This window comes from Microcoleus sp. N3A4 (assembly GCF_036701805.1).
Classification (GTDB): Bacteria; Cyanobacteriota; Cyanobacteriia; order Cyanobacteriales; family Microcoleaceae; genus Microcoleus.
The window spans coordinates 1-14,336 of record NZ_JAUBRJ010000034.1 but is presented as its reverse complement, the minus strand read 5'-3'; the positions used below and the strand labels follow the sequence as shown (position 1 = coordinate 14,336).

Below are 14,336 nucleotides of genomic sequence, written 5' to 3'. Positions count from 1 at the left end.
AAATTAGCGATCGCCCTCAAATCTAGCATCTACTATTTTCTGCAGTTTTATGAAAATCAACAAAAAACAATTCAACAAATCAACTTGGGTTTTTGCTATGGGAATGCTCGGTGTGTTCCTCCTATCCTTAACTCTGCGATTTTGGGAACTGGAGAGATTTAACACCTTAGTATTTGACGAGGTTTATTACGCTAAATTTGCCAACGATTATCTCACAAAAACTCCCTTTTTCAACGCTCACCCGCCGCTAAGCCAGTACATAATTGCGATCGGCATTTGGATCGGCACTCACCTTCCCTTCGGCAAAACAGCCGTCAACAGTATGGCCGGTTCCCTGCTTTCCCCTTGGGATTACCGCTGGTTGAATGCTCTCACAGGCTCCTTTATTCCCCTAGTTGTGGGAGCCCTGGCTTATCAGCTAGTTCCGCGCCGCACCTTTGCTTTTATTGCTGCTTTATTTATCGCCTGCGACGGTTTGTTTTTAGTTGAGTCTCGCTACGCGCTGAACAACATTTATCTGGTTTTGTTAGGAATATTAGGTCAGTTATTTATTTTCAAATCCGTAGAAGCTGAAGGCAAAAAACGTTGGATTTTACTGGTACTAGCCGGGATAGGTTTCGGTGCTTCTGCTGCTATCAAATGGAACGGATTGTGGTTTCTTTTCGGTACTTATCTAATTTTGCTGTGCGCTTGGGCCGTTCGTTTCACGCAGGGAAACAAAGCAGATGAAGAACAGAGCCGCGAGGTAAATTCGGCTCTAATTCCTCCCGAAAGTCCCGTACAAAAACTGACTCAACTCAATTTTATAGAAGTAGGTTTGAGTCTAGCTGTCATTCCTATTTTAGTTTACAGCATATCCTGGATTCCTCACCTGCATCTAAATCCTACTCCCAATTTCTGGCAGATGCAAACGGAGATTTTGACTTATCACCAGCGGATTAAAAGCGGGCCTGCCGTGCATCCTTATTGTTCCGCGTGGTACGGTTGGCCTTTGATGCTTCGCCCCATAGTTTACTTCTACAAAACTGCTAGCAGCAATGGACAACCCGATCCGGTTTTGCCGCCTTTACCCACCGGTGCAACTAAGATTATTTTTGACGTTCACGCGATGGGAAATCCGGCTCTTTGGTGGCTGTCAACCTTGGCTTTAATGTTAATAATCGGAATTTTAGTTCACCGGATTTCGGTGTGGGTGAAAACGCGCAGCGAGGCTTCTGTGGAACTAATCGAACAGCAGCGGCCGATTTTGTTTCCGCCGACTGCCCAAATGTGGCTGGCGTTGTATTTAATAGTTAATTGGGCCGCTAATTTGCTGCCTTGGGTGAAGGTGAGTCGCTGTGTATTTTTGTATCATTATATGGGCTGTTCCGTGTTTGCAGCCTTAGCGCTTGCTTGGTGGGTTGACAGGTGGCTGCACAGCCCTCAAACTCGACTCCGAGGGATGGGAGTAACAATTATTTTTCTGGTTTTGGGTGCTTTTATTTTCTGGATGCCTATCTATTTGGGACTGCCTTTGTCGCAGTGGGAATGGAAAATTCGGATGTGGCTGCCGTCTTGGGTGTAATACTAATTCTCAAAACTCATGCAACAGTATCTCTCCGGGTGCGTCGCCACCCTTAAATCTTAAATAATATCCACAATCTTTGAGCGACGCACCTTACAAACAGGGTGAGCGTAAACAAACCTACACTCATCATTGTTGCTTTCTGGAGGCGAGAATTGGTATAACTTAGAAATAATTTTTTTATTTACGGGCTCTCCGGCCCGTTCCACAATAAAATTAAGTTTTGTGGAACAGGCCGGAAAGCCGTTTCACAATAAAATTAAGTTTTGTGGAACAGGCCGGAAAGCCTGTTCCCAACAAAGGTGCAAGATGCCCGTTCCACAATAAAATTAAGTTTTGTGGAACAGGCCGGAAAGCCTGTTCCCAACAAAGGTGCAAGATGTAAGTTATAACGTTTATTACAAAGGTGAGTTTGCAAAAGCGAGCATTATTTTTGATACAGTGCTCGATAAACTGGTTCGCCGCGTTTGAGAGTAGCGATTTCTCTTTCAGTAGCCACAGGCAGGGGATTTTCTGCTAGCCAGTTGTCGCCGTTTTGACGTTTAAAACTGGGGTGAGATGAAAAGCGATCGCACATTTCCGTTTCTACCTCTTCAATATCAGATTGAATAAAAACTTCACCGCCAACTGCGAGATAAGTTGCCAATTCGTTGACTAATTCCTGCTGCACCACCCGCCGTTTGTGGTGCTTTTTCTTGAACCACGGATCTGGAAATTGAATGCTAACTCGCTGCAAAATACCTGCGGGTAAAGTTTCTAAAATTGGTTTCAGAGAACTATTAGCATTGCAAAACAAATAGTGCAAATTTGTCAAGCCTTTTTCGTCCCGCCAAAGATTCGCCTCCTCTACCAGAGGTTCCCGAATTTCTAATCCTAGAAAGTTCCAGTCTGTTTGGATTTGCGCCATGTGCCACAAAAACCGTCCTCTGCCGCAGCCGATATCTAAATGCAGCGGTAAATTTAAGTCAGCATAAATTTTTGTCCAATCCGGGGGACTTGCAGATGCTTGATATCTAATTGATAGGGGATTAACGTGTTCCCGCACTCTTACTCTTGCCAATTTTGCTGTCTCCTGAATGTATTTTTTAACCGCTGATGAAGGTAGATTAACGTGAATTAACGCAGATAAATATTGATTTTTGCGAGGTTGTCTAATACTTTTTAAGGAATTAGAAATGAAAAATGGCAGACTTACGATTTTTCATTTCTAATTATTGCATTAGGCTTCTGGTTCAATGCCTGCTGCTCTTAATTGCGCGGCTAGTCGATCGGCCCGCTGTTGAACATTTGCTTTTTCCTGCCGTTCCCTTTCTACCATTTCTGCTCCCCACAATAACATCTCTCCGCTCTCATCCCACCAGCGCAACCAATATCCGGTTCTTTCGGCCTTTGTTCCCTGCCAAACACCCAGAAATAACCCAACTCCCGGAATCCAATAACGATTGTTTGCATCGGGTTGCTGTTTTTTATACTCTGCTGATGAATTCAAATGATGTACTATTAAATCTCCGATCGCAGGTTCAAAAATTACATAGATTGGAGCTTGCAATATTTGTTCGTAAAAATGCCATTTTCCGGGGAGATAAGTTTGTTTTGCCGAATATTCATCCTGATAACTAGGAGGATTATCTGGCAAAAACTCCATGACAATTGCCGGAATGTCTCCTTCTAGGTTGGGGGTATAACTGCGGCGAATTTCTCGATCGGGAAGGGGCTGTACGTTGGTGGCATAAAACAGATCGGGAGTTTTTATAACTAGCTTATCGTTGAAAGTTACACAAATCGCCAGATGAGGCGCAACTAATGTTCCCTCCAAAATTAGCCCCGCAATTTCTAAGCTTTCCCGTAAGGCGGCGGCGAGCAAAGGCTGGTCGATATCTTGCAGGGGTTGCTCGTCTAAAATGAAATCTTTGGGCAATTTTTCCCAGGATATTTTTAATTTAATTGGATTGAATGTCATGGTATTTTACCTCTTAGTAAGAAGAATGCGGCGGAACTGCTGGCAATGATTTTCGCTCGAATAGCATCGCCTATTTTTTAAGCTTCTGGTTCAATGCCTAATGCTCTTAATTGTGCGGCCAATAGGGACGATCGTTCTCGTTCTTGTTCTGCTCGTTCTCGTTCTTGTTCGGCTTGCTGTTGAGCGATCGTCTTTTGCTGCCGTTCTTGTTCGGCTTGCTGTTGAGCTATTTCCCTTTCTTGCCTTTCTCTTTCTACCATTTCTGCACCCCACAATAACATCTCTGAGCTTTCATCCCACCAGCGCAACCAATATCCCGTTCTTTCAGCTTTTGTTCCCTGCCAAACCCCCAGAAATAACCCAACTCCTGCAATCCAATAACGGCCGTTTAAATCTGGTGGTTGTACTTCATAATTTCCTGATGAATCCAACTGGTAGACTTCTAACACTCCGGCGGCTGGTTCAAAAAGTGCATAGACTGGCACTCGCAATATTTGCTCGTAAAAAAACCATTTTCCGGGGGGATAAGTTTTTTTGCGAGAATATTCATCGTTGCGACTAGCTGACAAGAACTCCATGACGATCGCCGGAATGTCTCCTTCTAAGTTGGGAGTGTAACTGCGGCGAATTTCTTGACTCTCAAGCGGCTGTACGTTGCTGGCATAAAACCAATCTGGGGCTTTGATAACTAGCTTGTCGTCTAATGTCGCGCAAATGCCCATATTGGGGGCAACTAATATTCCTGCTACTATTAGCCCTGCAATTTCTAGGATTTCCCGCAAGGCGGCAGCTAGTAAGGGCTGGTCGATATTTTCCACAGGTTCCTCATCTAAAATGAAGTCGGCTGGCAATTTTTCCCAGGTAATTTTCAAGTCGGCTGTAGTGGCTGTCACGGTATTTTACCTCTTATTGAGACTGCTATTACTAAGACTGCTGGAGCGCGGTTTGCAATACTTCGCGATGAAAGAGCGATCGCCCTACTATAAATTTTATCCTGTCTGGCGATAAGGCGTCGCCGTTAGCATAGTGTTCGATCCAGGTTTTGCTGATTAAATACGGATCTTCGGGCAATTCTGATAATAAGTATCCCGGCATTTCTAACTCGTCCATCAATTGACTGACTTTCGGGTCGTAGCTGAGGGCAAAACAGCGGCATTCTTCAGATGCTGCCATAATTAAACTGTGGTAGCGCATCCCGATCGCCATTTCGACTCCCCGGAATACTCCTTTCAATTTTCTCGGATCGTCTAAACTGAGGATGCGGCTCCTTTTGGGCAGGGCTTCGTGCAAATGTTTGGCGATTTCTAAGTCGTGAGACGCTTGAAAAGGCAGCAGCAAAATTAAGGTGCGAGTTGCTTTTTGAAAGTCAACTAAAGCTTGAGTTAAGATTGACAAACGCGCGGGAGTTAGTGTAGAATGAGAACGCAAACAAACAGCAACTCTGGGTGCTGGTAAATCCCACAAACCGGATACGGGAGAATTCTCCAAAGCCCACACAGGATCGGGCGCTAAAGTAAAGGGAATTTTCCAATCTGCAAGTAAAGTAGCTGAGCCTTTATCCCGCACGCTGACGGCGGTGCATCCAGCAAAACAGCGCTGAGATAACTTGCGAGTGATTTCGCGCTTCAAAGGCCCAATTCCCTGAGCCCAGGCAACAGTTTTTAAGCCCATCCGCTGCGCTATTCCCATCAAACCCCCATAATAGAAAGGGCTCGCAATGCTGGTAGCGTCTTGGATTAAACTGCCGCCGCCCCAGATTAGGGCGTCGGAGGTGCGGAGTGCTTCGAGAACTTGGAAGGCATTCATGCGATCGCGCGCAGCTACCCCGTACCGCTGATTTGTCTCGACAGGATTGCCAGACAGGACGATCGGCGTCACGCCATCTGGTAACATTTGCAGTAGCGATGCCAACAGCGCCTCGTCGCCGCCGTTGCCTTTACCGTAATAGCCGCACAAAATTGCTCGCATTTCTACTCTTTTGTTTGTTTGTGATGGGGAATCTAACTATTTTAGATTTTAGATTTTGGATTTTAGATTTTTTTGAGATTTGAAATTTGATAATACTACTACCCAAAAAAATGTTACTGTCAGCAAACTTCAAAGCTTTACGCCATCAGTCAGCTAAAATCGCAAATCTAATATAATCTCAAATCGCTAATCTAAAATTGTATGACCAGCCCAAAAACAGGTACAAGCCCCGACTTAAGTCGTGGATGCTCCTAAAATTTTAGACCAAAGCTCAAGCTCCAAGATTCATCTGTGGAGTAAATCTAAAATCTAAAATCTAAAATCTAAAATCGACTGACTCATCATACTTTATATGACAGTTGCGTAAGTCCCGATCGATAAATCTTTCATCTTCGTTCAGAATACAAAAAATGCACGCTTTGTCAATTCCCACCTGGATTATTCACATCTCTAGCGTCGTCGAGTGGATTGCCGCCATCTGGTTAATTTGGACTTACGGCGAAGTCACTCAAAACCGAGCTTGGTGGGCCCTTTCCGCCGGAATGCTGCCCGCTCTTGTCAGCGCTATGTGTGCCTGTACGTGGCACTATTTTGACAACTCTCCCGCCCTAGAATGGATCGTTACCCTGCAAGCGGCGATGACTCTCATCGGCAATTTTACTCTGTGGGCGGCGGCTTGGTGGATTTGGCGATCGGCTCAGCCAGCAGAGAAAATTAAAGATTAAAAAAGGGAGAAACTAAGTGAAAAATAGCACTATTTGGGTAAAATTTGCGGCGAGTTTGCTTTTGTTGACAGCCGGATTTTTGCTTCCCAGCAAAGCCAGCAACATTCCCCTGCAAGTCGCACAACAGCCTAACTGTAAAAGTCCTCAAACGACACAGGAGCAGAATGCGTGTTCCAGTCAAGAGTTTCAGGCAGCAGACAGAAAACTCAATCAAGTATATCAGCAACTTCTGCCAAAACTCAACAGCAAACAAAAGCAGAGATTGACTGTTGCACAGCGCAGTTGGCTCAAGTTTCGAGATGAATCTTGCAATTATGAAATGGGGCAGTTTGAAGGCGGTACTTTGGCTGCTTCTACCTACGGTTATTGCAGAGCTAGAGTGACACAAGAGCGCGTTAAAGATTTGGATGGTTATTTGAAACAAGCAAGTTTGTAACAGTGCGATCGATATTTAGTAATGCAATCGATACCCACCCTACGAGAGAACAACGATTGAGTCCCAAATTTTTTTATTTGATCTTTCTCTATCCGGATGGTGTACAATCTAAAATCTAAAATCTAAAATCCAAAATCGCTATGTCCTTCGTTGGTTTGCACATTCACAGCGATTATAGCCTGCTGGACGGGGCGTCTCAGCTACAGCAGCTCGCAGAACGGGCGGTGGAATTGGGGATGCCCGCGATCGCCCTTACAGACCACGGAGTGATGTACGGGGCGATCGAGCTAATCAAAGTTTGCCGAAATAAAAATATCAAGCCGATTATTGGCAATGAAATGTATGTCGTCAACGGCGACATTGAAGTCAAAGTTCGAGGTAGAAGAAAATACCATCAAGTTGTTTTAGCTAAAAATACCCAAGGTTATAAAAACCTCGTAAAACTCACCACAATTTCCCATTTAAAGGGAATGCCTGAAAGAGGTATTTTTGCCCGACCTTGCATCAACAAGGAACTGCTAAAACAATACTCCGAAGGTTTAATTGTTACCAGTGCTTGTTTGGGCGGCGAAGTTCCCCAAATGATTCTACAAAACAAACTAGATACTGCCCGCGAAGTTGCCAAATGGTATAAAGAAGTATTTGGAGAAGATTACTATATAGAAATTCAAGACCACGGTTCCCAAGAAGACCGGATTGTTAATGTTGAAATCGTCAAAATTGCCCGCGAACTCAACATTAAAATAATTGCCACCAATGATTCTCACTATATTTCCTGCAACGACGTAGAAGCACACGATGCTTTGCTGTGCATTAACACCAACAAACTGATTGAAGAAGACAAGCGGATGCGCTACAGCGGTACTGAGTATCTTAAGTCTGCTATGGAGATGGCGCAACTGTTTCGAGACCATTTGGATGATGAAACGATCGAAGAGGCGATCGACACCACTTTAGAAGTCGCAAATAAAGTAAAATCTTACGACATCATGGGGGAATCGCGCATTCCCAACTATCCAATCCCCCCAGAACACACAGCAGACACTTTTGTCGAAGAAATATCATGGAAAGGACTATTAGAACGCCTCAAAGCTAGAAGTCGCAATGAAATTACCGCCGTCTACAAAGAACGGCTGGAATACGAACTAAAAATGATTCAGCAGATGGGTTTTTCCACCTACTTTCTAGTAGTTTGGGACTACATGAAATATGCGAGGGACAACCACATTCCCGTAGGCCCAGGACGCGGTTCAGCCGCAGGTTCCCTAGTTGCTTACGTCTTAAAAATTACCAATATAGACCCCGTACATCACGGACTGCTATTCGAGAGATTTCTCAATCCAGAACGCAAATCCATGCCAGATATCGATAGCGATTTCTGCATAGAAAGACGGGACGACATGATTAAATACGTTACTGAAAAGTATGGCGAAGAGCGCGTAGCGCAAATTATTACTTTCAACAGAATGACCTCAAAAGCTGTCTTGAAAGATGTTGCCAGAGTGTTAGGCATTCCCTACAAAAAAGCAGACGAAATGGCAAAATTAATTCCCGTGTCGCGGGGAAAACCGGAAAAACTAAAAGTGATGATTTCTGATGCAACACCTGCACAGGAATTTAAAGACAACTACGAAAATACAATTTGTATCAATGAAGAAACTGGCACCGAAGTCCCAGTTCGTCAGTGGATTGACATGGCAATTCGGATTGAAGGGACAAACAAAACCTTTGGCGTTCATGCGGCCGGCGTAGTGATTTCTTCAGACCCGCTCGATGAAATTGTACCGCTGCAAAAAAATAACGAAGGTGCTGTGATTACTCAGTATTATATGGAAGATTTGGAAGCACTAGGTCTTCTGAAAATGGATTTTCTGGGATTGAAAAATTTGACAACGCTCCAGAAAACTGTTGATTATATTAAGCAAACCCAAAATCTAATTGTCGATCCAGAAATGCTACCTTCTGATATAGAGCGCAGAGCTCAAGAGACTTTTGGCAGAATCAAAAAGTTACCTGATGATGTAGATAAAACTTATAGACTTTTAGAAAGAGGAGATTTAGAAGGTATTTTTCAGTTAGAATCCTCTGGAATGCTGGATGTAGTGAAAAAACTCAAACCTTCCTGTCTGGATGATATTTCTTCTATTTTGGCACTTTACCGACCCGGCCCGCTGGATGCAGGTTTGATTCCTCAGTTTATTGACTGCAAGCACGGTAAAGCAGTTGAGTACGATCATCCGCTATTAGAGCCGATTTTAAAAGAGACTTACGGAACGCTTTGCTTTCAAGAGCAAATTATGCGGATGGCTCAAGATTTGGCGGGCTATTCTTTGGGTCAAGCTGACTTGCTGCGGCGCGCAATGGGCAAGAAGAAAGCTGATGAAATGCAGAAGCAAAAAGAAACGTTTATCGACGGGGCAACTAAGAATGGAGTCAGTCAAAGAATTGCTGAGAAACTGTTCGCGCAAATGCTGCAATTCGCTGAATATTGCTTGAGCTATGACACGAAGATATTGACAGTGGAATATGGGCCGATGGCTATTGGCAAAATTGTTGAGGAAAAAATTGAATGTACTGTTTATAGTGTTGATAGCAACGGTTATATTTATACACAGTCAATTGCACAGTGGCATCGCCGGGGGCAGCAGGAGGTCTTTGAGTATTGCCTGGAAGATGGCTCGATAATTCGCGCCACAAAAGATCACAAGTTTATGACTGTTGGCGGTCAAATGCTGCCCATTGACGAAATCTTTGAACAAGGATTAGACTTAAAACAAATCAACTCTAGCTCAGATATAGCCTTTCTCAAAAAGATGAGGTATGACTGACAGCTTACATAACCACCCAGACGCTTGAGGGCTGAAGCCCAACTACGTACCTCATCTTTCTGAGAACCGCTATATATAAAATGTATCTCGACTGTAGGCAGCTAAAATCGGAACACAAGGAACAAATCATTTCTGCTTTTAATCAGGGCATGGAGTGTCGAGACATTCCTAACTACCTTGGTGTGAGCGAAAGAGCAGTTTCAAGGGTTTTAAAAGAAGCGGAAATTAATACTAAGCGGCGAAACCGCTATACTTTAAATGAGAGCTATTTTGATGTAATTGACTCTCAAGCTAAAGCTTATTTATTAGGATTGATAGCTGCTGATGGCTGCGTTACTCAAACTAATTATGTAGCTTTTGAATCTTTTGAATCTATTGACAAAGAACTTACAGAAATGCTCAGAATAGAGCTACAATACTCTGGTGAAATTAGAGTTATTCAGCCTCAAAATTATGCTCCTCACTACCGAATAAATTTTTCTTCTGAACAACTGGCAAGCTCTTTACAGGGCTACGGCATCATAACAGGAAGAACTTTTTCGGAAGTTACCTATTTCCCTAACTTAAAATATTTAGGGTCTTATGTGTTAGGCTATTTTGACGGTGACGGTTGTGCTTATGCAAACAAAGGTAGAAGTGGCGGTTTAGTCTGCATTGTTGGTTCCTTTGAATTTGCCCGCGAACTAGCAATGCACCTAGGGATGGGTTCTGTACAAGAGCATCAATTAAAAAAAGTTTATTATTGGAGAATCTTTAGTCGAAAAAATATACAAGCATTCTATGATTTTGTGTATCAATATCCCCGCTTGGGATTGCAACGAAAGAAAACTAAAATAGAGGCTATTCTCAGGAGTTACAAACATGGTTAAAATTATTAGTCGAAAATCACTAGGAACTCAAGAAGTCTATGACATAGGCGTTGAACGAGAACATAACTTTATCCTAGAAAATAGTTTGGTGGCATCTAACTGCTTTAATAAATCCCATTCAATGGCCTATGCCTATATCACTTATCAAACTGCCTATTTAAAGGCGAATTATCCTCTAGAATACATGGCTGCACTGCTGACTGCTAACAGGGGCGATCAGGAGAAAGTACAGAAATATATTGCCAATTGTCTCAAGCTGGGTATTGAGGTTGAGCCGCCAGATGTTAATAGCTCTGAACTTACTTTTACACCGCTGCCCAAACAGATGACTGGCTCTGCAAAAGATAAAATTTTGTTTGGGGTTTCGGCGGTTAAAAATGTGGGAGAAGCGGCAATTGAAAATATTTTGGCGGCGCGGCAGGAAGGGGGTAAGTTTAAATCGCTGCCGGATTTGTGCGATCGCGTAAATCTCCATTCTGTGAACCGCCGCGCTTTAGAAGCATTAATTCAATGCGGTGCTTTTGACAAAATTGACAAGAACCGCAATCAATTAATAAACGACCTGGAAGGGGTCATTAAATGGGCGCAAGACCGCAAAAGAGATAGAGAAAGCGGTCAAGGCAATCTATTTGATTTGTTGGGTACGAGCTTCGGAAAGTCGGCAAGTACGTATGACTCTGCTCCCAAATCAAAGCCTGTAAAAGATTTGGACAAACAGGATAAATTGCGTTTAGAAAAAGAATTGCTGGGCTTTTATGTATCAGAACATCCCCTAAAGTTTCTCATGCAAGTAAACCCAGACCCCGATGTGGTGACTCTCGAACAGTTAGCAGATAAAAAGGGGAAAGTATCAGTTATTGTCATGATCAGCGCTATCAAACTTGTAGTGACAAAAAAAGGCGATGCAATGGCTATTTTGCAATTAGAAGATTTGACACATCAAATAAAAGCTGTTGTGTTTCCCAAAGCTTACGAACAAGTGAAACCTTACATTGTAGAGAATGCTATCTTACAGATTAGTGGAAAAATCGAGAAAGATGGGGAGGAAATTCAGATAATTGTAGACACTGCAAAGCCGGTTGAAACAGTACAGGTTGCAGAGGAAATCGAGAGGGCGGAAATCGAGACGGCCCAACCGGAAATAAACAACCCTTGGCCGGCGGAACCAGTCAACATTGTACGATCGACAAAACCTGTGGAAGTTTTAGAAATGGTCATTGTCAAGCTTACACTGCAGCAAGTACAAGACGGGGAAAAACTCAATGACCTCAAAGCCCTTTTGGAAGAACTTTCCTATCGGGGAGAAGATGCTAGCGTTTCTGTGGGGGGAATTGTTGTCGGTGAATATTCCTGTCAACCCTTTCGCATTAACCGTCAATTGTGGGTGCAAGATGGCGAGGGAACTGTTAGCCGTCTCAAGTCCGCTAAATTTGATGCTTGGGTTTTTCCTCTAGACAATCGCGGGGATGCTGCGGTGTTTCGAGAAATGCGATCGCAACTTAATTTGCATTCTTGGGCCAGTCGTTTACTTGACACTGACACCGATCGCCTTCACCAGTATCTCAATTATCTCGCCCAATTAAACAGACGCCCGCCAAACTAACACTTCGCCGCCATCCCCACCGGTGACTAAAGTTTGACCGTCAGGACTAAAAGCCACCGGATTGCACCCAGCAAGAGAGCACAAACATTCTCCTGTTTGCAGGTTCCAGAGTTTCACCGTACCGTCTCGACTGCCGCTAGCCATAGTTTCGCGATCGGGACTAATCGCCACCGAAATCACCGCCTCAGAATGCCCGCTCAAAGTATTAATCAATTCCCCTGTATCGGCCTTCCACAATTTAACAGTAGCGTCGGCACTTCCACTGACAATCGTCTTTCCATCTTGACTAAATGCGATCGCATAAACCCAATCTGAATGACCGACAAAAGTCCGTACACTCTCCCCAATACCTACAAACCACATCTTGATAGTTTTGTCAGCACTGCCGCTGGCAAGCATCATACTTTGAGGGCGAAAACTAACAGATAAAACCTTGTCAGAATGTCCCGAAAGTTTTTGAACCAATGCTCCGTTGCGCTGGTTCCACAATTTAATACTCTGGTCGCCGCTAGCACTCGCAATCGCTCCCGAGTCGCAACTAAAAGCCACCGAGTAAACAGGGCCGTAGCGGTGACTGTAGGGCGAACCAAAATCGCTGTAAAATTCGCGAATCATCGCCTTTTTATCCAGCTTCCACTCAATGACTTTTCTGTCAAAACTGCCGCTAACCATCATTCTCCCGTCTGGGCTGATTGCCACAGCATCAACCGTTGCTGAATGCCCGAAAAAAGTATGGATGAATTCACCTGTTTGCAAGTCCCACAGCTTAATTGTTTTATCGTCGCTGGCGCTAGCGAGAATATTGCCTTGAGGATTAATAACAACAGCATTAACCGAGTCTGAATGACCGTGGAGAATGCGCGCGCACCGCCAGTTATTAGACAATAATTTCGGATTGCTCGCCGATGGCGCAACATGAATATTTTGGGGCGGCGCGGCAGAGACGGCGGTTGCTGTATTTGGCTGCGAGTTAGTTAAGGGCGAATTTATAGCTATTTTGGTTCGATAATTATAAGAGATTTGAGAGCGGGGATATTGCCCAAATTTTACCAAGTCTTGCAACACTTCACCAGCGGATTGATATCGATCTTTTACCGAATCTTTGAGCAATTTATTCAAAATAGTTGCTAATTTTTGGCTGATTTTTATGCCTTTTTGCGCCAAGTGCGATCGCCAAATCCATTTGCATTCCAAAGCATCGAACAAATCATTCAGTACCGCCCCAGTTAGCAGGTGAATGCAGGTAACGCCCAAACTGTAAAGGTCGCTCGCCGGATACGCCTTGCCGCTGCGAATTTGTTCGATCGGCGCATAGCCAGCAGTTCCAGTTATCGTCCCAGTTTGCGCCTCAGAAATGCCGGTAATGTGCTTAGCAACTCCAAAATCTACTAGCACAAACTGACCCCCCCTCGCCTTCCCCTGTACAGCAGGAGATTCAGCCACAATTATCCCTTCTGTACCACCAGAAGATTGAGGTAAAGTTGCCCCTCCTTTTTCTTTACCAGGAGTTGAGCTGCCATATCCCGCCGCCGCCCACAAGGTTTGGGGAGTTCTCCGCACAATATTTTCCGGCTTAATATCCCGATGAATCACTTGCTGCTCGTGAACAAATTGCAAAACAGGCAACAAATTGATCAACAATTCCCAAATCTGTTCTTCGCTAAAAGCTCCCCGCTGCTGCAACTCCTGAAACAAATTATTTCCCTCGATTAACTCTTCCACAAGATACAGACGTTTGGCTTGTTCAAAAGAAGCCAGCAAACTTGGAATCTGCGGGTGCTCTCCGAGTTCGTGCAGCCGGTGAGCTTCTTGTTTGAACAGTGCAGTTGCCTTTTCTAATTCTTCCTTCTCTTGAACTTGGGGGAAAAATTGTTTGATGGCGCAGCGAGTTTCCAACCTATCTTCATCGACAGCTAAAAAAGTTCTGCCAAATGTTCCTTCACCGATAGGTTGAAGCGCGCGATAACGCTCTTTCAGCAGCAATTTTGAGCCGCACGCCAGACAAAACTTGGTTGAGTGAGGATTTTGCGGCTTTTGGCAATGGGGATTGAGGCAATAGCTCATCTTTTTTCCTGCCTGGAGATTCCCACCAAAGCTAAACTTAGCAACATGGTAGTCTGTTTCCACTCACGCCCAGAGTACCATTCTCGATAATACCTGAGAAACCGACTTTCGTAACCTAAAATCTCGGCTCTCAGGTTGAGCCAGTGGCAAGAAACCAAGGTGACGACACTAGAAGTGCTTAATGTAACTAATCCCCTGCCTGAAGGCGAGGGGCTTTCAGTAGCCCTGAAGTATCGTAGCTGAGAGAACAGCTAAGGCACTCCGAACCTCGAAGCCGAGTTACGACGGCTCCAATATTGGCAATATTCATTGAACCATT

Annotated in this window: 11 protein-coding genes; 6 read left to right on the top strand and 5 right to left on the bottom strand. The window is 44.2% G+C overall.

The features are described from left to right. The first annotated feature begins 49 nt into the window (after positions 1 to 49). Complete coding sequence (locus tag QUA56_RS19775; RefSeq protein ID WP_333360656.1) at positions 50 to 1,564, top strand: phospholipid carrier-dependent glycosyltransferase; 1,515 nt, start codon at positions 50 to 52, stop codon at positions 1,562 to 1,564. Between the two features lie 427 nt (positions 1,565 to 1,991). On the opposite strand, the gene trmB is transcribed toward QUA56_RS19775, so the two are convergent. The 4 genes from trmB to csaB all read right to left on the bottom strand — a co-directional run bounded on the left by trmB (position 1,992) and on the right by csaB (position 5,492). Then, complete coding sequence (gene trmB / locus QUA56_RS19770) at positions 1,992 to 2,624, bottom strand: tRNA (guanosine(46)-N7)-methyltransferase TrmB (RefSeq protein WP_333360654.1); 633 nt, start codon at positions 2,622 to 2,624, stop codon at positions 1,992 to 1,994. 159 nt (positions 2,625 to 2,783) lie between these two features. After that, positions 2,784 to 3,524, bottom strand: coding sequence for a Uma2 family endonuclease (locus QUA56_RS19765; protein WP_333360652.1), 741 nt, complete (start codon positions 3,522 to 3,524; stop codon positions 2,784 to 2,786). 77 nt (positions 3,525 to 3,601) lie between these two features. Further along, the gene (locus tag QUA56_RS19760; RefSeq protein WP_333360650.1) at positions 3,602 to 4,417 is read right to left on the bottom strand and encodes a Uma2 family endonuclease; all 816 of its coding nucleotides are present in this window, start codon (positions 4,415 to 4,417) and stop codon (positions 3,602 to 3,604) included. 31 nt (positions 4,418 to 4,448) lie between these two features. Then, the gene (gene csaB, locus QUA56_RS19755) at positions 4,449 to 5,492 is read right to left on the bottom strand and encodes a polysaccharide pyruvyl transferase CsaB (RefSeq protein ID WP_333360648.1); all 1,044 of its coding nucleotides are present in this window, start codon (positions 5,490 to 5,492) and stop codon (positions 4,449 to 4,451) included. 410 nt (positions 5,493 to 5,902) lie between these two features. Between csaB and QUA56_RS19750 the strand changes: the two genes are divergently transcribed. The 5 genes from QUA56_RS19750 to QUA56_RS19730 all read left to right on the top strand — a co-directional run bounded on the left by QUA56_RS19750 (position 5,903) and on the right by QUA56_RS19730 (position 11,953). Further along, on the top strand, positions 5,903 to 6,217 hold the full coding sequence (locus tag QUA56_RS19750; protein ID WP_172186134.1) for a DUF2499 domain-containing protein: 315 nt from the start codon (positions 5,903 to 5,905) through the stop codon (positions 6,215 to 6,217). A gap of 16 nt (positions 6,218 to 6,233) precedes the next feature. Then, entirely contained in the window at positions 6,234 to 6,653 is a 420-nt protein-coding gene (locus QUA56_RS19745; protein WP_333360646.1) for a lysozyme inhibitor LprI family protein, read from the top strand. 140 nt (positions 6,654 to 6,793) lie between these two features. Next, a complete protein-coding gene (locus tag QUA56_RS19740) occupies positions 6,794 to 9,481 on the top strand; it encodes a DNA polymerase III subunit alpha (protein ID WP_333360643.1) in 2,688 nt (895 codons plus the stop codon). Between the two features lie 80 nt (positions 9,482 to 9,561). Beyond that, positions 9,562 to 10,350 carry an LAGLIDADG family homing endonuclease gene (locus QUA56_RS19735; protein WP_333360641.1) on the top strand — a complete coding sequence of 263 codons (789 nt, stop codon included), beginning with the start codon at positions 9,562 to 9,564 and terminating at the stop codon, positions 10,348 to 10,350. After that, on the top strand, positions 10,343 to 11,953 hold the full coding sequence (locus tag QUA56_RS19730) for a helix-hairpin-helix domain-containing protein (RefSeq protein WP_333360639.1): 1,611 nt from the start codon (positions 10,343 to 10,345) through the stop codon (positions 11,951 to 11,953). Before QUA56_RS19735 ends, QUA56_RS19730 begins: the two co-directional genes overlap by 8 nt. On the opposite strand, the gene QUA56_RS19725 is transcribed toward QUA56_RS19730, so the two are convergent. Beyond that, positions 11,930 to 14,017, bottom strand: coding sequence for a serine/threonine-protein kinase (locus QUA56_RS19725; protein ID WP_333360637.1), 2,088 nt, complete (start codon positions 14,015 to 14,017; stop codon positions 11,930 to 11,932). The two genes, QUA56_RS19730 and QUA56_RS19725, sit on opposite strands and share 24 nt — an antisense overlap. Positions 14,018 to 14,336: the final 319 nt, after the last annotated feature.